14 protein-coding genes and 1 pseudogene are annotated in these 21,388 nt (G+C 69.0%); 10 read left to right on the forward strand and 5 right to left on the reverse strand.

The window, feature by feature from the left end; genetic code table 11:
• The first annotated feature begins 22 nt into the window (after positions 1 to 22).
• Positions 23 to 1,216, forward strand: coding sequence for a TIR domain-containing protein (locus OEB96_RS25150; RefSeq protein ID WP_266219261.1), 1,194 nt, complete (start codon positions 23 to 25; stop codon positions 1,214 to 1,216).
• Here the strand turns inward: OEB96_RS25150 and OEB96_RS25155 are convergent.
• The gene (locus OEB96_RS25155) at positions 1,168 to 4,668 is read right to left on the reverse strand and encodes an SUMF1/EgtB/PvdO family nonheme iron enzyme (RefSeq protein WP_266219262.1); all 3,501 of its coding nucleotides are present in this window, start codon (positions 4,666 to 4,668) and stop codon (positions 1,168 to 1,170) included. The two genes, OEB96_RS25150 and OEB96_RS25155, sit on opposite strands and share 49 nt — an antisense overlap.
• Before the next feature lie 201 nt (positions 4,669 to 4,869).
• On the opposite strand from OEB96_RS25155, the gene OEB96_RS25160 reads away from it, so the two are divergent.
• The 9 genes from OEB96_RS25160 to OEB96_RS25200 all read left to right on the forward strand — a co-directional run bounded on the left by OEB96_RS25160 (position 4,870) and on the right by OEB96_RS25200 (position 19,744).
• Positions 4,870 to 5,925 carry a hypothetical protein gene (locus tag OEB96_RS25160; RefSeq protein WP_266219263.1) on the forward strand — a complete coding sequence of 352 codons (1,056 nt, stop codon included), beginning with the start codon at positions 4,870 to 4,872 and terminating at the stop codon, positions 5,923 to 5,925.
• Positions 5,922 to 9,767, forward strand: coding sequence for an AAA family ATPase (locus OEB96_RS25165; RefSeq protein WP_266219264.1), 3,846 nt, complete (start codon positions 5,922 to 5,924; stop codon positions 9,765 to 9,767). The genes OEB96_RS25160 and OEB96_RS25165 overlap by 4 nt, the downstream gene beginning before the upstream one ends.
• Positions 9,768 to 9,921: 154 nt before the next feature.
• Entirely contained in the window at positions 9,922 to 10,734 is an 813-nt protein-coding gene (locus OEB96_RS25170; RefSeq protein WP_266219265.1) for an RDD family protein, read from the forward strand.
• Positions 10,735 to 10,749: 15 nt separating this feature from the next.
• Positions 10,750 to 11,709, forward strand: a complete 960-nt coding sequence (locus tag OEB96_RS25175; RefSeq protein ID WP_266219266.1) for a stage II sporulation protein M — start codon at positions 10,750 to 10,752, stop codon at positions 11,707 to 11,709.
• On the forward strand, positions 11,706 to 12,515 hold the full coding sequence (locus OEB96_RS25180) for a hypothetical protein (protein ID WP_266219267.1): 810 nt from the start codon (positions 11,706 to 11,708) through the stop codon (positions 12,513 to 12,515). Before OEB96_RS25175 ends, OEB96_RS25180 begins: the two co-directional genes overlap by 4 nt.
• Positions 12,515 to 14,578: a DUF4129 domain-containing protein gene (locus OEB96_RS25185; protein ID WP_266219268.1), complete on the forward strand. Its 2,064-nt coding sequence runs from the start codon at positions 12,515 to 12,517 to the stop codon at positions 14,576 to 14,578. The genes OEB96_RS25180 and OEB96_RS25185 overlap by 1 nt, the downstream gene beginning before the upstream one ends.
• The gene (locus OEB96_RS25190; protein ID WP_266219269.1) at positions 14,575 to 15,540 is read left to right on the forward strand and encodes an AAA family ATPase; all 966 of its coding nucleotides are present in this window, start codon (positions 14,575 to 14,577) and stop codon (positions 15,538 to 15,540) included. The genes OEB96_RS25185 and OEB96_RS25190 overlap by 4 nt, the downstream gene beginning before the upstream one ends.
• Complete coding sequence (locus OEB96_RS25195) at positions 15,537 to 16,844, forward strand: DUF58 domain-containing protein (RefSeq protein ID WP_266219270.1); 1,308 nt, start codon at positions 15,537 to 15,539, stop codon at positions 16,842 to 16,844. The genes OEB96_RS25190 and OEB96_RS25195 overlap by 4 nt, the downstream gene beginning before the upstream one ends.
• Before the next feature lie 167 nt (positions 16,845 to 17,011).
• The gene (locus OEB96_RS25200; RefSeq protein WP_266219271.1) at positions 17,012 to 19,744 is read left to right on the forward strand and encodes a serine/threonine-protein kinase; all 2,733 of its coding nucleotides are present in this window, start codon (positions 17,012 to 17,014) and stop codon (positions 19,742 to 19,744) included.
• A gap of 140 nt (positions 19,745 to 19,884) precedes the next feature.
• Here the strand turns inward: OEB96_RS25200 and OEB96_RS25205 are convergent, their stop codons facing one another.
• From OEB96_RS25205 to OEB96_RS25215, 4 genes and pseudogenes are all read right to left on the reverse strand, one after another.
• Positions 19,885 to 20,301: a hypothetical protein gene (locus tag OEB96_RS25205; protein ID WP_266219272.1), complete on the reverse strand. Its 417-nt coding sequence runs from the start codon at positions 20,299 to 20,301 to the stop codon at positions 19,885 to 19,887.
• Complete coding sequence (locus OEB96_RS25210; RefSeq protein ID WP_266219273.1) at positions 20,301 to 20,714, reverse strand: hypothetical protein; 414 nt, start codon at positions 20,712 to 20,714, stop codon at positions 20,301 to 20,303. The genes OEB96_RS25205 and OEB96_RS25210 overlap by 1 nt, the downstream gene beginning before the upstream one ends.
• A gap of 129 nt (positions 20,715 to 20,843) precedes the next feature.
• Positions 20,844 to 21,139: pseudogene (locus tag OEB96_RS46705) on the reverse strand (type II toxin-antitoxin system RelE/ParE family toxin).
• Positions 21,136 to 21,309 (reverse strand): hypothetical protein, encoded by a 174-nt coding sequence (locus tag OEB96_RS25215; protein ID WP_266219274.1) that lies wholly within the window; start codon positions 21,307 to 21,309, stop codon positions 21,136 to 21,138. Before OEB96_RS25215 ends, OEB96_RS46705 begins: the two are co-directional and overlap by 4 nt.
• Positions 21,310 to 21,388: the final 79 nt, after the last annotated feature.

Below are 21,388 nucleotides of genomic sequence, written 5' to 3' on the forward strand. Positions count from 1 at the left end.
TCGGCAGTCGAGTCCTCCTCTCGTGGCCGTCTTCACGGCCAACCCGTCCATCACCACCCCGCTGGACCTCGACGGCGAGGTCCGAGCGATCACGGCCGAGCTCGACGCTTCGGGGCTCGGCGGCGTGCTCCAGCTCGAGCACCAGCGGGCGACCACGCCCAACGCGATCCAGCGCGTGCTGCTGGTGGAGCGACCCACCGTGGTGCAGTTCAGCGGGCATGGCCGAGCTCGTCGACCCGGCCGTACGCGCCAGCCCGACCGTGCGCGCCGAAGGAACGCCTCCCGGGATCTGACCCCGGATCCCGAGCTTCCCGAGCCGGGGGGCATCATGCTGCACGGCGATCGAGGAACGGAGACCAAGGTCGTCTCGGGCCGAGCGCTTGGCGACCTGTTCGCCAGGGCCGGGTCGACCGTGCGGCTGGTGTTCCTCAATGCATGCCACTCCGCCCAGCAGGTCCGGGCCATCGTCGAGCACGTCGACTTCGTCATCGGCATCGATGGCGCGATCAGGGATGAGGCCGCCAAGGTGTTCTCGGTGGCGCTCTACCGCGCGCTCGCGCTCGGTCGCACGATCAAGGATGCCTTCGAGTTCGGGGTCAACGCGCTGATGCTCGAGGGTCTCGAGGACGACCAGGAGCTTCCCATCCTGCGCGCGCGGGCTGGTGCCGATCCCACGAAGACCACGCTCGTGGCCGCGCCCAGGGCCGATGATGGCGTGAGCTGGGATGTGTACGTCGCCTACGCCAAGGCCGATCGAGAGGAGGTCCACCGGCTCGCAGCCGAGCTGCACCAGCGGCACCTGCGGGTGTTCTTCGACGAGTGGGAGCTCGCCCATGGCGAGGAAGCCACACGGCGGCTGGAGCAGGGCGTAGAAGGCAGCACCCAGGGGCTGATGGCCGTGTCAGCGCACACCATGGCCCAGCCGTGGGTGCAGACGCAGTACGCGGCCCTGCTCGACAAGGCCGTAACCGAGGGCCGGCGGCTCATCCCGGTGCTCATCGGTCGAGGCAACGGCAAGCTACCCCCGTTCTTGCGCACGCGTCATCCCGTGGATCTGCGAGGGTTGAGTGAAGACCCGTATCGGGAGCAGGTCGGCATCATCGCCCGGGCGCTCCGCGGCCAACGGCCAGGGCCGCCACCGCGCATGACCGGCCTGTCGGGCCGCGGTCAGTCCTCTTCGGGCTCGAGACGCTCGACCGCGCGAAAGCCCAGATAGGCGATCCGATCATCGGGGTGACGATTGAGCCGGGAGGCCGCACGCGCCTTGCGTGCCGGGTCGATCCAACTCCCGCCCCGGATCACGCGGTTGCCTTCCGCCTGCGGCGCATGGCGAAGGCCATCGCCCGACCGCGTGGTGCATCCCTCGTAGTCGCCGAAGTCGTCCAGGCACCACTCCCACACGTTGCCGTGGACGTCGTGGAGCCCGAACGGGTTCGGCGCGAGCTCTCCCACCAAGTGCAGGCGCTGTCCGGAATTGTCGTCGTACCAGCCGATGCGATCCAGATCTTGCTCTCGTCGCCCGGACCAGTAGGCCGTCTGCGTGTCGCCACGACAGGCGCGCTCCCACTGCGCCTCGGTGGGCAACGACAATCCCGCCCACTCACAGTACGCCATGGCCTCGTGCCACGACACACCCACGACGGGCTGCCGGGGATGGTTGTAGCGAGGGTCGCCCCAGTAGGCAGGCTCGGGGACCTCGGGGTGGACGCGCAGATACTGTCCATACTCCTCGTTGGTCACCGGGTACTTGCCCATGAAGAAGTCCGCGAGCGCGACCGGGTGGCGTGGCCCCTCACCTCCCTTGCGATCCCGCTCGCGGTGGTGCGAGCCCATCTCGAAGCAACCAGCGGGGATCTCCACCAGGGCGTAGCCGCCGCGAGGCGAGCGCCGGGTGATGGGTTCGGTCCGCGCATCGTGGCCCAGCAGGCGGCGCAGCGGCTCGTGGGGGTGCTCGCGAAGATCCGGAGCGATCTCCAACAAGCGCTCGGGCGCGACCTTCTCGAGTATCCGTGCGGCGGCGAGCTGGCGCGACCACAGCTCGGGCTGGTCCAGCGGCGGAGACATCAGCAACCCCTCGAAGGGCGCGACGCTCGCTCCTGCGGCGTCGTGGAAGCAGTCGACGACCAGATCGAGGTGCTCCACGAAGGCCGAGCGTCGTACGACGCGCTGCATCAAGGGCTCGAACAGCGTCGGCTCGCCGAGCGCGACCAAGAGGACCGTGACGTCGCGCCACCACGGATCTCCGAAGCGCTCCGCCAACTCGTCGAGCACGCTAGGGTTGCCGTGGGACAGGCTCCGCAGGTGTCTTGCACACAAGTACTCCTGGAAGCACAGGTGCAGCAGGCCGAAGCTCTGGCCGCCCTTCGTGGTCAAGATGCCGTCGGTCGTGCTCACCGCGCGGAGGAATCCCTCCCCATCGACTTCGGCGTAGCCCAGGCTCGTGCAGATCTGGGGCTCGAGCACGGTCGCGATCGATCGCGCGTCGGCATGAGTGCGCCCGCGCTCTTCGTGCAGCCAGTGGGCGAGCGGCTGGAGGATCTGCCGTGCCTCGCGATCACCAAAGCGGCGTGGCAGGTCGCCCTTGCTGCACCACTGGCGCACCAGCACCTGCAAGCACTGCTCATACAGCTCCACCCGACGCGTGGGGAGGTTGCCGCGCTGGCGAAACACCGCGCACAGCACCGAGAGCATCAGCGGGTTGCGCGTCAGCTCGAACATCCGCGTGGTTCGAAGCTCCGGCGTTCGAAGCTCGGCCCACAGCCCGTCGGCCAGGCGCCTGGCCTCGGCCGGGGTGCCGCCGCTCTCGCCCAGGCTGGCGTGGAACCACCGCTCGACCAGCGAGAGGGCCTCTGCCTCTTCGAGCGGTGGCAGCTGGACCTCCAGCGTGGGACCCAGCGACGAGCCTCCGCCTCCGGGCTCGAGAGGGCGCTGCGTGATCATGAAGCGCGCGCCGGGATGATCGTCGAGGCCTTGCGCGAGCCAGCGCGTGATCCGAGCCCGGCAATCCTCGTTGGGCAGCTCGTCGAAGCCATCGAGCAAGAACAGCAGGTGCTCGCGTCGCAGCAGCGCCTCGACCAGCGAAGCATCGAGCCGACCATCGCGCTGCAGGTGAGCGGCGGCGGCCTCCGTGAGACTCTCGAACTCGGCAGGGAGATCGCTCAGCGACAAGAGAATGGGCACCGTGTCGAGTGGGAGCCCGAGCGTGGTGGCGCTGCGCCGCGAGAGCCACAGCGCGAAGCGACGAAGGTACGTGGACTTGCCCGAGCCCGGAGGCCCCACCAGGGCGGTCACGCGGCAGCCTTCGTGCTCGGCTCGCTCGAACACCCGAAACAGATCGATCTCGGGCTCCGGCTCGTCGCGCTCGAGCGCGTCGTCGTTCTCCGTGGCGCGCCGCGGGGCCAATCGAACCTTCACTCGAAGGTCATCGGGCTCGATCGGGCTCGCGATCGATGTCGCGGCCCCTACCATGGAGGTGCAGCTGCTGTCGCTCTCGATGGTCTCGAGATAGAGAGACAGCTCCGGTACCGAGACCCGACGCGCTCGGGGCTTGCGAGGACGGCGACGCGGTGCGGTCTCCCGGCTCTTGCTCGAGGGGCGCCTTCGGGGTGCGGGCTCGGCATGGGGGTCGGTCTCCGAGACGGCGGCAGGCTCGGTGCGTGTGACGATCTGCGACCACGCACTCGCGGTTGCTCCTTCGTTCCTCCACTGCAGTAGGCTGCGACCCACCATCGCTCCGATGCTGTCGGGGTTGAAGCGAGCGATCGGCTCGTTGGTCACGAGGCGAGCCTTGAAGGCATGCAGGCGCGCTTGCTTGGTCCACCGCTGGTCGGCCTCGTCGAAGTCCCTCGTCACCACCACCGGTCGGTCCTCGTCGATGAGGAACACCAGCCGCGGTAGGTCCCGCTTGCGAGCCCACTCGTACTCGAGCTCCACGATCGAGCGCTTGCCTCTTCCGGGCACCGTTCCGTAGCGCCAGCCGACGAGCATCAGGAACAGGTCGCACTGTTCGAGCTGCTGTCGTCGAGCTTCCAGCACGGATGCTCCGGCTCCGGTGGGGACCGGATCCACGACGCAGGCCACCATGCCGGCGCGCGCGATGGTCTCGAGCAGCTCTGCTCGGCGCGCCTGATCGTCACACAGTGTCGTGGACACGAACACCCGATAGGGTGTCGGGTGAGCCGGCTCGAGCGGACGTCGTCTCATCGCGCGACGCGATGCGCCGAGCCGCCGACGGAGCCTCGGTCCAGGATCGAGGCCCATGACGAGCTCCGGTACCTGGCCGGTGATCCCGGCGATCAACCGCTCGAAGCCATGCTCCTCGCTCAGGCTCACCCAGGTGCGCGTCCGCAGGAAGCCACTGATGCTGTCTTGCGATGCACCTGGCAGCAACACGGGAATGACTCGACGATCGTTTTGATCGATGAGGGCCAGCTGGCTCTCTTGATTGCGCCAAGCGCCGGATCCTCCGGGGCCGAAGAACACGGCCACCGCAGCGCTATCCTCGATGGCTCGCTCGAGCGCGGGGATCCAGGGCTCGCCGGGGATCAACATCCAGCGACGTAGATACGGCCACAGCTCCGCTTCGCTTCTCAGGCGTCTCGCGAGGGCCTCCACCGCCGGCTCGTCATCCTCGGTGTGCGAGAGGAACACGTCATACTCATCGGACATATCGACAACCGCATCGATCACTATGCAGGCCGAACGAGGATTCGTCACGCCTTCATGTCGGGCTTGGTCGATGGGAAGAGTCGCTCGAACGACACGCGCAAGCTCACATCGTGATCCTTGCATTTCGATGTCCCGAACTCGCGCCTGCGGACACTGGCCTCGTCGTGCCTCCGCCTGCTCACCGCCATGGGAGCCCTTCGCATGAACGATGAATGCTCGCCACGACTCGATCTGCTGATCCTCGCCAAGCTCGCCACCACCTCGAAGCGCCCGCCCTCCGTGGGAAGGCTGGAGCAGGACCTCCTTCCCTTCGTGGAGGCTCGGCTCTCACGTCGAGAGTGGTCCTCGCGACTCGCCGAGCGCGTCGAAGTACTCCGCGGCAACGGCGAGCTCGATGCTCGTCGCGTACCCACGCAAAAGGGTCTCCAGCGCTTGCGTAGGGCCCTGGGGGTTCGAGACCTTCCCGCTCGTTGGTCGGAGATCTGGCGCGCCTTGATTCCGGCATTGATGCTCGAGTTGCCCGGGGAGCAGTGGTTGGAGGTCGCGAGCGCCGACAAGCTCCGCGCCCGGCTCATTCGTCAGAGCCGCGGGCTCGTGCTGCCCGAGATCCCCACGCTCGCGCAGGCGGTCGACGCCCAGATCTGGCAGGCGCTCGGTCTGCCCGAGGCGGGACCGCTGACCCTCGGCAAGCTGCGCCGCGCGGTGCTCGAGCGGACTCTGGGGGTCTCGATCCGGGCCAAGTCCATCGATGGTCCCGAGGCCGGTCGGTGGCTTGCGACGGCTGCTGCCGGGACTCCCACTCGCGACATCATCGCGATCCAGCGGGCGCTCATCGGTCGCTGGTTGTTCGAGGCCAAGGTCCCCGACACGGCCGACGAGCGCAAGGTCGATCCCAAGCAGGGGCGTGCCAAGTCCCTGGCCGTGGCCAGCTCGCGTGGGAGCGAGCCCATGCCCCTGGAGCGCTGGGCCGAACGAATTCAGCGGCTCGCCGACACGGTGCAGAGCGGTCGCTACGGGGAGGAACGAGCATTCATCGCCTCCGTGTGGCAGGCCGCGCAGGCCGACCCCACCGCGCCGCACGACTCGCTCCCGGCGTTCAAGACCCGGCTCGTCGAGGCCAACCGTGCGGGCCTGCTGCGCTTGCACCGTGCCGACCTCGTGGGTGCCATGGACGAACGCTTGGTGCGCGAGTCCGAGACCCGACACCTCAACGCGACCTTCCACTTCATCGAGATCGATCCCCGGAGGCCGTCATGAGCACCGACGCCATCTTGCCCCTCGACATCACCGACACCGTCGACACCATCGTCACGATGATCGAGCGCGTGCTGACTGCCGCCAACGAGGCCGAACTGCTCGGCCCCGAGCTGCACCGACTTCGTACCGAGCACGGCCTGCCGCGGCGCATGGTGGTGGTCGGTGCGCTCCTCAACGACTTCGGTCGTGTGGCCTACTCGTGCATCCAGGCCGATCATCGCATCACCGACGAGGAGATCGAGCACGTCTATCCGATCTTCTACTCACTGTGCAGCTTCCTGGCGAGGGTCAGGCCCGCCTACCGCCGCTTCACGGGGGTCGGGCAGGACGAGCTGCGCGAGTTGCTGGCGTGGTATGCCGGTGATACGGCTCCCTTCGGCGCAAGGGCCGATGAGACCCGCTGGATCGGCCTCGACGTGTGTCGGCGGACCGCCCGGATGACCGGTGACGAGGAGCCGCTCGAGATCTACGTGCGCTGTCAGCAGCGCACGATGGATCGCGTGTTCGCCCTGGGAGGCACGACGCCCGAGGAAGCAGCCGCCCGGACCGAGCTCGACGCGATGATCGAGCTACGACGACGGCTCGTCGAGGAGCCGCGATCCGCTGTCGCCGATCCCCGCCTCGTCGCGTTCTGCAGCCCGGCCGGTCCGCCCGTGTTCGGAGCCATCGCGCACGCCCACCAGGTGTGGGAGCGCGATCCCTTCGATGCCGAGATGGTGCATGCCGAGGCCCGGGAGGGGTTCGAGCGCCTCGTCGATCGCGTGACGGCCTCCGACGCAGACCAGCGCGGCCGCATCCTGGTCGTGCGGGGTCCCTCGGGCGCGGGCAAGACCCACCTCATGCGAGCCTTTCGTACCTATCTCCATGGGCGGCGCCGGGGCTTTGCCTCCTACATGCAGATGACCACGCGCGCCGAGGACTACGCCCGCTACGTGCTCGTCAACGTGATCGACGCGCTCGAGCGTCCGTACGATCCACCCGAGCTGACCAGCTCCGGCCTCATCACCCTCTCCGATGCTCTGGCCGAGGATCGCCGCGCCCTCTCGGCGGAGGCGCTCGCCAACCTCCGCGAGGGTGACTTCGATCTCGCGCACGTCGATCACGTCAGCCCCCTGGTCGACCGCCTGCTCGAGCAACCCGCCTACCACGACTTCGATCCCGACCTGTTGCGCGTGCTGCTCTACCTCCAGCGCAGGGAGCCCAAGATCCGCGCGCGGGTGATCAAGTACCTGCGCTGTGAGCACCTCAACGAGTACGACGCACGCCTGTTGGGAGGCATCGCGCCTCGAATCGACCAGGACTCACCCCTTCGCATGATCGAGCAACTCGGGCGCTTGATGGCACGCGTGGGACAATTCGCGTTCGTGCTGCTCATCGACCAGATGGAGGACGTGTTCAATCTCGACGACACCGGGGCTCGCATCGCGCGCTCGGTCGACGTGCTACGCCACGTCGTCGACCACGTGCCGACCTCCGTCGTGGTGCTCTCGTGCCTGCACGACTACTACGAGCGCATCCGTGGGCACCTCACCAGGTCTGCCCTCGATCGGATCGAGTCCGATCCCGCTCCCGTCACGCTCAACGCCGGTCGCAGCCTCGCCGACATCCAGCAGATCGTCGGCCTTCGCCTCGAGCATCTCTACGACCGCATGGGCGTGCGCTCGCACGACGACGATCCCACCTTTCCCATCTGCATCAAGGATCTCGAGTCGCTGGTCAACATGCGGACGCGGGACGTGCTCGACTGGTGCCGGGAATTCCAGGCGCGCAGCGTCCAGCGTGGTGGGCTCACCGAGCCTCCCACCGGCGCGCCGCCGCGGGAGCACGAAAAGCCGCTGGAGGTCGCACGCATCGAGCAGGGGTGGAACGACTTTCGCACGTCCTTTACCGAGGCCGTGCCCGAGGACGACGACGCTCTGCTCGAGTTGCTCGGCCTGGCGGCCACCCGAGTCGGCCAAGAGCTCGAGCCGGCGCTCGCATTCGAGGCTCTGCGAGAGGGCGTCGCACTGGTGATCACCGGCGAAGGTCGACCGCTCGTCGTGGGCATGGGCAACCGCGATGCTCGCGGCGGGGGGTTGCGCAAGCAACTGCACGCGCTGCGCGAGCTCGCGGGCGAGCGTATGGTCGGCATCGTCCGCTGCTCGGAGTTTCCCGACAACCCCCGCTCCCGGGTGTTCAAGGAGCTTGGCGAGCTACTGCGCGACGGAGGACGGCGGGTCACCGTGGAGGATGGCGACTGGCGTACGATCATGGCGTTTCGCGTGTTCGCGCAGCGGCACGGCGACGACCCGAGCTTCGCCGCGTGGCGCCGCCAGGAGCGGCCGCTCTCTCAGCTCTCCTCCTTGCGCACGTTGCTCATGATCGATGGCACGCCGTCCGACCGCGGCTCGGACCATCCCGTCGTGTCCGCGGACGATCCGAAGGGTTCCGACGAGGGGGAGCCACCTCCGGGGGAACGAGCGACCGATCGCGAGCCGGGCATCGAGCAAGCCCCCGACGCGGCTGGGCAGAACTCGAGCCCCGCTGCCGTCGCATCCGACGATGCCTCACTCGTTCTCGCGCGCGATGGCTCGTCCCGCGCCATGCGTGACACGGATCTCTCGGTCGGCCAGACCGCAGGCATCACCCGCGCACCGGTCTCGATGAAGCTCGATGACCTCGTGACCCACGCGGCCTTCCTGGGCTCGACGGGCAGCGGCAAGACCACTCTCGCCCTCAACATCATCGAGCAGGCGCTCGAGCGAGGGATTCCCGCACTGTTGCTCGATCGCAAGGGTGATCTGTCCACTTACGCTCGCTATGGGTGGTGGGATGCTCCGGGGCGGGACGCCGCTGCGACCACGCGCAAGCAAGCGCTTCGCGAGCGCGTCGAGGTGGTCGTGTACACCCCCGGGACACCCGGTGGACGCGACCTCGGCCTCACGGTCGTACCGGCGGGCCTCGGTGACATGTCCAGTCAGGACCGGTCTCAGACCTGCCGCCAAGCCGCGGCGGCCATCTGCGCCATGCTCAACTACAAGGGCTCGAGCAGCGACCTCGCCCGCCAGAGCGTGCTCGCCAAGGCGCTGGAGGTGCTCGGCCAATTGACCACCGAGGAGATCGGGCTCGAGCATGTCATCCAGCTCATCGGCGAGGAGGATCCGACCCTCATCAACGCGGTCGGACGGCTCGACATCAGGCACTTCGCGAGGCTCGTCGATCACCTCGAGACTCTACGGCTGTCCAAGGGCGAGCTCTTGTCCTCGCACTCCGAGCGGCTCGACCCCGTGCAGCTCCTGGGTCTCGGTCGCAACGACGGCAAGGTGCAGCTGTCGGTGGTGAGCACCAAGTTCCTCGGCGACAACGCGAGCATCGACTTCTGGGTGGCCCGCATGCTGTCGGAGCTCGCACGCTGGGCGAGCCGCAACCCGAGCCCGCACCTGCAGGCCCTCGCGTTGTTCGACGAGGCCGACATCTACATGCCCGCCCTGCGCAAGCCCGCCACCAAGGAGCCGATGCAAGACCTGCTGCGGCGGGCTCGCTCCGCCGGTCTGGGCTTGCTCCTGGCCACGCAGAGCCCGGGCGACCTCGACTACAAGTCCCGAGACAACATCCTCACGTGGTTCCTCGGCCGGGTAGCGGAGAATACAGCCATCGCCAAGATGCAGTCGTTGCTGAGCGAGAGTCGCACCAATGTCAGGGGCAAGCTCGCCCGTCAGCGGATCGGCGAGTTCTTCATGCTTCGCTCCGGCTCCGTCACCGAGTTCAAGGCCGACCGTTCGCTCATGGACACCGAGCAACTCGCAGAGGACGAGATCCGCGAGCTGGCGTGCCGCCGTACGAGGCCGATCGGGACCGACTGACGGTGGCCATCGGGTGTCGTCCCGGTCTTGCTCGGGGCGCTGACGCGCCAGGTGTGCCGCACCACGTTCAGCGAGCCGCCGTCGCAGACGGGTTCCAGCCCGCCGAGATTCGGTGGCGGCCCGCCGCAGGCCAGTGCTACCGTAGCCGCATCCGATGGTGACCCCCTCCACCGTCGAGCGCCTCGACACCATCGCCTCCGTCGACTCGCCCGAGCAAGTGCGCTTCGAGTATCGCGTGGCCGGCCCGGCTCGGCGGGCGCTGGCCTACGTGATCGATCTGCTGATCAAGGCGGCGGTGCTCATCGTGCTCGGTGGTCTGCTCGTGGTGGGCGGGGTGAAGTACGACCAGCTCACGGGATGGTCCATGGGCGTCTACGCCGTGGTCGCATTCGCGATGGAGTGGGGCTACAACGTCCTGTTCGAGTCGCTCACCAGCGGTCGCACCCCCGGCAAGCGGGTGCTGCGATTGCGGGTGGTCAAGGAAGGCGGGCACCCGATCGGGTTCATCGATGCGCTGCTGCGCAACCTCCTGCGTGCGGCCGACTTCCTCCCCAGCGGCTATGCGCTGGGCGTGGTGGTGATGGGCCTCGATCCCCGCTTTCGCCGGCTCGGCGATCTGATGGCAGGCACGATGGTGGTGGTCGAGGAGCACTCGCACCTCGGCGCGGCCGTGCGCTTGTCGCCGCCGCCCACCCCGCAAGAACTCGCGGCCATGCCCTCGGCCGCCCGGTTGGAGCCGGCCGAGCGCGAGGCACTCGATCTCTTCGTTCGCCGCCTCGATCGCCTGGGGCCGGCGCGGGCCGACGAGCTGGCGGGGCTGGTGCTGCCGCGCTTCGCCGATCGCCTGCCTGCGGCGGCCACCGGCATCCCTTCGTCCGGGTCGCCGAGGACGGGTCCCGCACGCTGGCTCGCGCTCCTCTACCTCCGCGCCACCGAGCGGCGCCCCACGGCTCCCCGCTCGGACTAGTCGGAGATCTTGGCCATGCATCCGCAAGATCACTTCGTGGCCGCGCGCAAGGCCGACTGGCAGCTCCTCGACGTGCTGCTCACGCAGGCGCCCGCGCTGCATCGGCTCGCTCCGGCCTCGATCTCGCGCGCCGGTGCGCTCTACCGCAGCCTGTGCTCCGACCTCATGCGTGCGCGCTCGGCCGGCTACGACACCGAGCTGCTCGCCTACCTCGATGGCCTGGCGGCCCGCGCCCACAACATGCTCTACGGGGCCCGCCCGCTGTCGCTGCGCTCGCTCGGCGGATTCGTGGCCCACGCGTTTCCCCGCGCCCTGCGGGCCAACGGTCGCTTCTTCGCGATCGCCACCCTGCTGTTCGTGGTGCCCCTGGTGCTGTCCCTGGTGGCCACTTTGGTTCATCCCGAATTCGCACCCGCGGTGCTGCCCCAGGAGGCGCTCGATGCCTCGGCCGAGTCCTATGCCGAGGGGCTCGAGGGCCGCGAGTCGGGGAGCGACGCGACCATGGCCGGGTTCTACGTCTACAACAACGTGGGCATCGCGTTCCGCTGCTTTGCAACCGGCGTGCTGTTCGGGCTCGGGAGCATGTTCTTCCTCGTCTACAACGGGGTGGTCATCGGCACCGTGCTCGGCTGGGTGATCGTGCAGGGGCACGGCACCAACATCCTGACCTTCGTGTGTGGCCACGGCGCGTTCGAACTCACCGCGATCTGCATCGCCGGAGGGGCCGGGCTCCAGATGGGCTACGCCCTCGTTCGCACCGAAGGACGCACGCGGCTGGGCTCGCTGCGGGCCCAGGCCCCGGCGGTGGGGACGATCGTGGGCGGAGCGGCGATCATGCTGGCCATTGCGGCCGCCATCGAGGGCTTCTGGTCGCCGTCGGGGGTGCCCGCCCCGGTCAAGTGGACGGTGGCCGGTGGGCTGTGGCTGCTGGTGATCGCCTATCTCGCCCTCGCGGGTCGGAGGCGAGTGCCATGAACCTCGCCGATGCCCGCGTGGTGCTGCGGCCACGTACCCTCGGAGAGATCCTCGACCTGGCCGCGCGGTGGTGCTTCAACGCCGATCGCGTGCTCTATGCCCGCGTGGCCGCGGCCGTGCTCCTGCCCTCGCTCGTGCTGTGCGTGGTCGCCCGCTGGGCCTGGCTGTGGTCGTGGACCGAGGTCTGGCTGCTCGCGGTGGCGCTGTGCACCGTGGCCCAGGGGGCGTTCACCGTGGCCACCAGCCGCGCCCTGTTCGAACACGACGTGAGCGCTTGGGCGGTGCTGCGTCAGTGGTTGCGCCGCTTGCCCTCGTACGTGGGGGCACTGCTGGTCACCCGCTCGATCCTCGCGATCGGAGCGGTCACGTTCGTGCTGCTGCCCTCGGCGTGGATCCGCGTGGCGATGGTGCACGAGGCCAGCCTGCTCGAGGGCAGCTCGCCGATCTCCGCCACCGATCGTGCATGGCAGATGGCGCGCTTTCGCGGGACCGAGATGGCGCTCATGCTCGGCGGCCTGGGGCTGGCCATCATGGGTGGCATCGCGGCGGCCGAGCTGCTCGGACACGGCCTGGTCGAGGTGGTGCTGCAGCTCGGTCGCCCCCTGGGCGAGCTCGTGGAAGACGGTGGATCGCTCTACGCCCTGGTGGGCTTCCACGCCGCCATCCCCTACGTGGCGGTGGCCCGCTTCCTGGGCTACGTCGATCAACGAACCCGTGGCGATGGCTGGGACATCCAGCTGCGCTTCATGGCGCTGGCGGCCGAGGATGCACGCATGCGCGAGCCCCCGCAGCGGAGGGCCTCGTGATGCGGGAGGCAGCCCGGGTGTTCCGCACTCGACGGCGGCGGGTGGGCATCGGCCTGGCGATCCTCGTGGGGCTCACGATGGCCGCGAAGACGGCGGCCGCCGAGCCTCGCACGGCCCGGCAGGTGCTCGCCAACGACGCGTTCGGGTTCTGTCACGACGAGCGCTATCCCCTGACCGAGGAGGAGGCCCGGTGGTGCCCGTTGCTGCCCACCGAGGATCCACCGTGTCCCGCCTTTGCGGCGGCCTGCGGCGCTCCGCGGGCGGTCGAGGGAACGGCGGGGCCATGGCGGCAGCGCAGGGCCGGACAGCAGGGGACCGAGGAGGACGACGCCGAGAAGCCGCGCGAGCGCGGCCCCGACGACTTCCAGCGCCAGAAATCCGAGCCGGCGGCGATCCCCGACTCTGGCCTCGGCCCGCTCGCGCACGTGCTCTTGTGGGTGATCGTGGTGCTGATGGTGATCGTGGTGCTGGCCCAATTCCGCGGCACGCTCGGACCATCGCGCAAGGACGTGCCCGACGGGCCCAAGCCCGATGAGGCCGAGGATCGACCCGATGTGCCGCCGGCGACGCTCGAGCCCGATCTGACCGACGTCGATCGCCTGCTTGCCCGCGCCGTTGCCCGGGCCGAGCGCGGCGAGCTCGAGGCGGCGGTCGCCGATGGGCACGCCGCGCTGGTCCGCCGCCTGGCCGAGCGCGGGCACATTCGCCTGCATGCCTCGCGCACCAACGGAGATCACGTTCGTGACCTGCGGGGCGAGCCGGCGCTGCAGCAGCCCACCCGCGCCGTCATGCGGATCGTCGAGCGCGTGCAGTTCGGGCACGCACCGATCTCTCGGACCGATGTCGATCGCCTGATCGCCCAGGTGCGCACCGTGCTCGGCACGGTGGCCGGAGCCGTGCTCCTGCTATGGACCGCGCTGGCGTGCACCGCCGAGGGTCTCGAGCGAACCAAGGAGTACCCGTGGTCGCACTCTCCTTCCGGGACCGCGGGGGTGCTCGAATTGCTTCGCAGTTACGGGATGGAGATCGAGTATCGCAAGTCCACGCTCGACCGCGACCATGCTCACGGCGATCACGGCGATCACGGCCAGGGCCTGGCCGGCCGCACCCCCATCGTGCTCGACCAGGCCGCGCTCGACGATGCGGAGTGGTCGGCGCTGCTGCGGCACGTGCGGGCGGGGGGCAACGCCGTGGTGGCCACCCGAGAGCGGCTTCCGCCGGAGCTCGAGGTGGAGCACGTCGAGCGCGAGGGCGACGTGTTGGAGCCCTACGGGGGGTTGTTGGAGGGCGAGTCGACGCGGCTGGCCGTTCCCGGCCACGAGGGGCTCTCGATGGGAGGCGATGTCGATGGCTATCCGCTGTGGGTCGATGCCGCGGGCACCCCCTACGCGGTGGTTCGCCTCATGGGTGAAGGAACGATCATCGTGCTCGCCGACGATCGCCTGCTGACCAATGGGGCCCTGGCCATTCCCGGTCACGACACCATGCTGGTCGAGCTGCTGCGTGGGCTCCCGCGCCTCGAGCTGGTCGACGGGGGCTTGCGCTCGATGACGGCCGAGGGGGGAGCCAAGAATCCCTTCGACGCCATGAGCCGGGCTCATCTCACGCCGGTCATCCTCCAGCTGCTGCTGTTGGTGCTGCTGCTCTACCTCTGGCGCGGCGTGCACTTCGGGCGCCCTCGCGATCCACCACCGCCTTCGCGGCGTCGCTTCGTGGAGCACGTGGATGCGCTGGCGCAGCAGTACCACCGCGCGGGAGCGAGGCGCCATGCGCTGCGGCTCTACGTGGGGTGGGCCCTCGATCGAGTCCAGGAGCGCCTCGGCGGGCGCCGACGTGGGCTGCATCACCTCGCCCACCGCATCGCCACCCGAACCGGCCGCGACGAGACCGAGATCATGCGGATCCTGGTCGAGGCACACGATGCTCGCGACGTCTCCCACCAGGCTCGAGAGAGCGGCCAAGACGATTCAGCGGGATACGGCAGCGAGGATGATCTGCGGGTGCTCCGCGAGCTGGGTCAGCTCGTCGACGTCACCCGAGCAACCCCGAAAGGAAAGGCATGAACCCGGAAGCCTTCAGTGAGATCTGCGACGGCATCCAGCGCGAGGTCGAGCGCGTGTTGGTTGGTCAAGACGAGCTGGTGCAGCAGGTGCTCACCGCGATCCTGGCTCGAGGTCACGTGCTCATCGAGGGCGTGCCCGGGCTGGGCAAGACCCTGCTGGTGCGGGCCCTGGCGCGGGTGCTGGGCTGCGAGTCCAAGCGGATCCAGTTCACGCCCGATCTGATGCCCACCGACGTCACCGGCGGCAACGTGTTCAACCAGCGCACGCAGACGTTCGACTTCGTGCCCGGGCCGGTGTTCGCTCAGCTCCTGCTCGGCGACGAGATCAACCGTGCTCCCGCCAAGACCCAGTCGGCGCTGCTCGAGGCCATGCAGGAGCACTGCGTGACCACCGATGGGGTGACGCGTTCGCTGCCGCGCCCGTTCTTCGTGGTGGCCACGCAGAACCCGGTGGAGTCACAGGGCACCTATCCCCTGCCCGAGGCCCAGCTCGATCGCTTCCTGATGAAGGTCGAGGTGGGGCATCCCAGCCGCGAGGTCGAGAAGCAGATCCTGCGCAACCATGTCCAGGGATTCGACGCCGCCTCGCTCGACGCCACCGGCCTGCGCGCGGTGATCTCGGCCGACGACGTGGTCGCCATGCAGCGCGCGCTCGGTGAGATCCGCGTGGACGAAGCGTTGCTCGACTACATCACCGACATCGTGGCGCGCACGCGGGCCCATCGCTCGATCGAGCTGGGGGCCTCGCCGCGTGCCTCGATTGCGCTCTTGTCCGGAGCGCGGGCCACCGCGGGCATGCGTGGGCGCGACTTCGTGATCCCCGACGACGTCAAGTCGCTGGCGCCGGCCGTGCTCCGCCACCGCATCATCCTCGTGCCCGACGCGGAGTTCGAGGGCATCACCGCCGACGAGTGCATCCGCGAGATCTTGGCCGAGGCTCCCGTTCCCAAGAGCGCCGCATGATCCCGTCGTCGAAGCTCGTGCTCCTGATGCTCGGGCCGCTGGGGCTCGCGCTGCTCACCCTGCTCGACGAGTCGCTGATGTCGGCGATGCTCCTGGTCGACGCAGCGGTGGCCGGGCTGGCCGGGCTCGACGCGCTGCTGTGCTGGCCGCGGCGGGTGCAGGTGCATCGCGAGGTTCGCTCGGTGTTCTCGGTCGGGCGCGACAACCCGGTGACCCTTCACCTGCGCTCGCGGGCGCGCCGGAGCCTCTGGGTCGACGTCACCGACGACACGTTCGATCCGACGGAGATCGATGGGCTCCCGGCCCGAGTGCAGCTGCGCGCGCACGGAACGGCGAGCGTGCGCTATCAGCTGCGACCGCTGCGGCGCGGGGCCTATCGCCTGGGGGCGCACACCGTTCGCTACGACAGCCCCTTGCGCCTGTGGATCCGCCAGCTTCGACTGCCCGCGAGCGACGAGGTCCACGTGTATCCCGACGTGCAGGCCGTGCGGGCCTACGAGCTGCTGGCGCGGCAGGATCGCGCCAGCGCCCTGACCCGGGCCACGCGGCGCCCCGGCGGCGAGAACGAGTTCGAGCGCCTGCGCGAGTACTCGCGCGACGACGAGTTCCGCGCGATCGACTGGAAGGCCACGGCCCGGCGCCAGAAGCTGATCGCCCGTCAGTACCAGCTCGAGCGCAACCAGACGATCGAGCTGATGCTCGACGCGGGACGCCTGATGACGTCCGAGTCGCAGGGGCTGCCGCTGTTCGATCATGCCCTCAACGCCGCGCTCCTGTTGGCCCACGTGGCCACCCGCGGCGGGGATCGGGTGGGGCTCCTGGCGTTCTCCGATCGGATCCGGGCGTCGCTCGCTCCCACGGCCGGTCGCTCGACCACGGTCAAGCTGGTCCGCGCGACCTACGACCTGCACCCCGAGCTGGTGGAGCCCGACTACGATGCTGCGTTCTCGCGGCTGGGTCGGGACCTGCGCCAGCGCACCTTGGTGGTCGTGCTCACCCGCGTCAGCGACGACGTCTCGGCGCAGGCGCTGGCCCGCTACACTCGCGGTCTACTGCCCCGGCACCTGCCGCTCATCATCCTGCTGCGCGATCCAGAGCTCGAGAGCACGGCGCTGGTGGATCCCCGCGACGACGAGGCCATGCTGTTCCGCCGCGCCGCCGCGGCCGAGATCCTCGGCTGGCACGATCGACTGGCCCGGCGCCTGCGGCAGCTGGGCGCCCACGTACTCGACGTGGAGCCGCGACACCTGACCGTGGACCTGGTCAACCGCTACCTCGAGATCAAGGTACGGCACCTGCTGTAGGGGGCGGTGCGTGCGGCTCAGCGCGTCGCGGCCATGACCACGACGAAGAGCATCAGGCCCGGGGCGAGGAGCAGCAGGAGCACCTGCACCATGTGAAGGGGGGGACGGTCATGGTGGTGGAAGAGACGGATTCGACGCTGGCGCCCAGCGGAGCGGGATCGCACACGATGGCGCCGCTGGACGGGGTCGGGGACGAGCGGCGCGAACGGCCGCGCGCGCTCGTGATCGGTGAGCTCATCGGGCGGTACGTGGTCTTGAGCAAGCTCGGCGCGGGCGGGATGGGAGTGGTGTATGCGGCCTATGATCCCGAGCTCGATCGCAAGGTGGCGCTCAAGCTGCTGCTGCCAGGGGTGGGGGGAGAGAAGGGGAAGAGCCGGCTGCTGCGGGAGGCCCAGGCGCTGGGCAAGCTGGCGCATCCGAACGTCGTGGGGATCTATGACGTGGGGACGCTGGGCGAGCAGGTGTGGCTGGCGATGGAGTTCGTGCGGGGGCAGACGCTGGGGGCGTGGCTGGAGATGCCACGGAGCTGGCGGGAGGTGGTCGAGGTGCTGGTGGGCGCGGGCGAGGGCCTGTGTGCCGCGCATGCGGCAGGCCTGCTGCACCGCGACTTCAAACCCGACAACGTGATGGTCGGTGACGACGGTCGCGTGCGGGTGATGGACTTTGGGCTGGCCCGCACGCGGGTGGGCGGTGAGTCGACCGAGGACGAGCGCTCGCGACCGCAGCCGAACGTGGAAGCGCTGGCGCTGGCGCTGACGCAGCAAGGCTCGCTGGTGGGAACACCGAGCTACATGGCGCCCGAGCAGTTCTCCAATGCGAGCATGACGGCAGCGGCGGCCGATCAGTTCTCGTTCTGCGTGACGCTGTGGCAGGCGCTCTACGGCGAGCGGCCGTTCGAAGGAGACTCGCTGATGGTGCTGATCGCCAATGTCGTGTCCGGGCGACGCAGAGCGGCGCCGAAGAAGCGCAAGGTACCGAGCCGACTGCTGCGTGCATGCGAGCGGGGCCTGGCAGTGGAGCCACAGCAGCGGTGGCCGTCGATGGAGGCGCTGGTGGCCGAGCTGCGGCGGCTGGTGGTGCCTCGGGGGCGACGGCGGGCGGTGGCGCTGCTGACGGTGGGGCTTGTGACAGTGGGCGCTGGGCTGACGACGACGAGAACGCTGGATTGGCTCGAGCGCTGCACGGGCGCACGCAAGCAGCTCGAGGGCGCGTGGGACGAGACGCGGAGGGAGGAGGTCGAGGCGGCGATCTTGGGCACGAGACTTTCGTATGCCCCCGGTACGTGGGAGCGGGTGGAGGCCCGGCTGGACGAGTATGCCGACGCATGGACCAACGAGCACACCAACGCGTGCGAGGCGACCCGCTCGCGCAACGAGCAGACCGAGGAGGAGATGAGCCTGCGAATGGGTTGCTTGCACGAGCGGTGGCAACACCTGCGGGCGACGGTCAACGAGCTACGGCAGGCGGACGCGCCGGTGGTGGAGAACGCGGTACGGGCGGTGACGAGCCTGCCGGGGATGGAGCGGTGCCGGGACCTGAAAGCGCTGCGAGCCGAGGTGCCGCCGCCGGAGGACCCGGCGGTGGCGCTGCAAGTCGAGGCGCTGGAGGTGCGACTCGTGGAGGCGAAGGCCAAGCAGGAGGCGGGGAAGTACGAGGAGGGGCTGTGGCAGGCGGACGAGGTGGTGGAGAAAGGGGCGGCGCTCGAGCACGAGCCGCTGATGGTCCGCGCATGGTTGCGGCAGGGAATCCTGCGAGCGAAGAAGGGAGAGTATGAAGGGGCGGTGGAGGTGCTGCGTCGGGCCTACGGTTCGGCGGTGGTGCACATCATGACGGCCGAGGCGGCAGATGCGGCAGGCAGCTTGGTGTACGTCTTGGGGGTCAATCTGGCTCAGCACGAGGAGGCAGAGGGTTGGGTGGAGCATGCCGAGGCACTGGCGCAGGCGGTGGGAACGGACGTCGCACTCGCGATCCACCTCTCCCGTATGGGCAGCGTGGCGAAGTTGCAGGGACAGTACGACCGAGCCCGGGATTTCCACGAGCGAGCGCTGGCGATTCGCGAGAAGGCGCTGCCCCCCGACGACCTCCAAGTGGCGGTCTCGCTCGGCAGCCTGGGCAGCTTGTCGCGGAGGCAGGGGCACTACGAAGATGCCCGGGACCTCCAAGAACGAGCGCTTGCCATCAAGGAAGAGGTGTTGGGCCCTGACCACCCGCAGGTGGCAACCTCGCTGAACAACCTGGGCAACGTGATGGAGATGCTGAACGAGTACGACCGGGCCCGCGACTTGCACGAACGAGCGCGTGCCATCTATGAGAGTGCTTTGGGTCCCGACCACCCCGAAGTGGCGACCTCGCTCGACAACCTGGGTGACGTGGCGCGCTCGCAGGGACAGCTCGAGCGAGCCCGCGACTTGTACGAGCGGGCCCTGGCCATTCGGGAGAAGACACTGGGCCCTGACCACCCCAAAGTGGCCAGCGTGTGCACCGAGCTGGGCATCGTGGCACAGGAGCAGGGTGAGCACGAGCGGGCCCGCGACTCGTACGAGCGAGCGGAGGCGATCTACGAGAAGACGCTGGGCCCCGACCACCCCTACGTGGCGTACCCGCTCACCGGCCTCGGAACGTTGCGGCTCGACCTCGCCGAGCCAGCCGACGCCCTCGCGCCCCTCGAGCGGGCCCTGGCTATTCGTACGACCCACGAGGTCGATCGTGCCTTGCTCGCCGAGACCCAATTCGCCCTCGCCCGCGCTCTGTGGAGCTCCCCCGCCGCCCAGGGCCCCGATCGTCCGCGCGCCCGCGGCCTCGCCGAGCAAGCCCGCGACGCCTATGCCACGCTCGGCGAAGCCAAGAAGACCGAACTCGACGAGGTCCAGGCCTGGCTCGCCGAGCACCCCCTACCGTAGCCACGCCCCGCCACGCTGGGCCTCCGAAGCACGTCGAGGTCGAACCGCACGGCCTGCTGCCCGAGCCATGCCGTCGGAGCGTGGTCAACCGCTACCTCGAGATCAAGGTACGGCACCTGCTGTAGGCGCGACCGCTGCGGTCAGGAGGAGAGCCCCACGACCACGCCGAACAAGACCAGGCCCACCAGCAGCATGAGCAGCACCACCTGCACCATGAAGTACGCGCGAAGCCTACGGAAGCCGGTCAGCAGGTGCGCCTGGTCGGCCTCGTCCGTCAATGCGACCTTGCGAAACGACAGGCTGGCTTGCAAGAGCCACACGTTGATGAGCACCACGATCACGGCCTGGACGAGGGAGGCGCCGAGGGCTCCCTTGACGAAGAAGCCGCTGCCAAGGCGACTCAGGCCTGGCGGCAGGCTGGAGAGCGCTTGCATCTGGACCAGCAGCGAGATCACGCCGGTGGCGAGCGACGACACCGCAACGATGACGCCCCAGGTCGCCGCGCTGGCGATGCGGCGCTCGTCTTCCTCGGTGAAGGGAATGCGTCGTGCGTCCATCACATCACCTCCAGGATCGTGGAGCCCAGCGAGAGGATGCTGATGATCCCCATGAGGATGAGGTAGGCCCGCAGGTTGCGGAAGCCCTGGCCGAGGGTCATCTCGTCGTCGCTGTAGACCCCGCGCTCGAAGCCGCTGGCGGCGGAGCGCAGCCAGATCGCGGCGGTGATGAGGCCGAGCATCACGATCGAGAACCCGAGCGCCACCCCCACGCCGGCCGCGCTGCCCGTGACCAGCGCTCCGCAGGCGCCGAGGGCCAGGAACGCGACCCCCACGTAGTAGAACGTGGACAGGCCGCGCATCCACGTGGCGAGGCTGCTGACCACGCGGACGCCTTCTTCGGAGAACACCAAGCCGCGACCCTCGGGAGAGTCGGCGGTGGCCGTGGGGGGAGCAAAGGGATTGTCGTGCATGGGGCCACTGCGAGGGTAGCCCCCGCGGTCTCGTTCTGGCCAGGACGACGCTCGAATCGGCCGGGACGGGATTCAGTCGACGAACGGCCCGCGATGCACGATGGGCCCGCCTCTGCTGTCGAGGTGTAGCTACGGTTGGAGCATGCTGCTCCGAAGCCGGCGGTGACCCTCCAACACGGTGAGGACGACCAACTCGTTGCCCTGGATGCGGTAGATGATCCGGTACGATCGGACGAAGACCTCGCGGATCTGCTCCTTTTGAGTCTCCGGTACCACCCGGCAGCGAAGGGAGTCGAAGCCGCCAGTCGAGCGCGCGCTCGCAGACGCTTCACCCAGGCGCGTGCGGCTGCGGGATCGTCACGAGCAATGAAAGCTGCGATCTCGACGAGGTCGTCCAGCGATCGCTGCGACCAGCGCAGCTTCAATCGATCAAATCTCCGAGTCGGGCGCGGAGGACTTCATCGACGGCGTCGTCGTCGATCACACGCCCGGCCTGGACGTCAGCGAGCCCCTGCTCGATGGCTTCTGCCACGCGGGCCTCGTCGACGAGACGATCGCGTTCCTCGGACTCGAGCGCTTGGGACGCACGGTTCATGGGCACAGCGGTAGCGTACCTCAGGGGTGGCATTCAGTCGACGAACGGCCCGCGATGCACGATGGGTTGGTGGTGCGGT

It is taken from the genome of Paraliomyxa miuraensis, from assembly GCF_026337845.1.
In the GTDB taxonomy this organism is placed as follows: Bacteria; Myxococcota_A; Polyangia; order Nannocystales; family Nannocystaceae; genus Paraliomyxa; species Paraliomyxa miuraensis.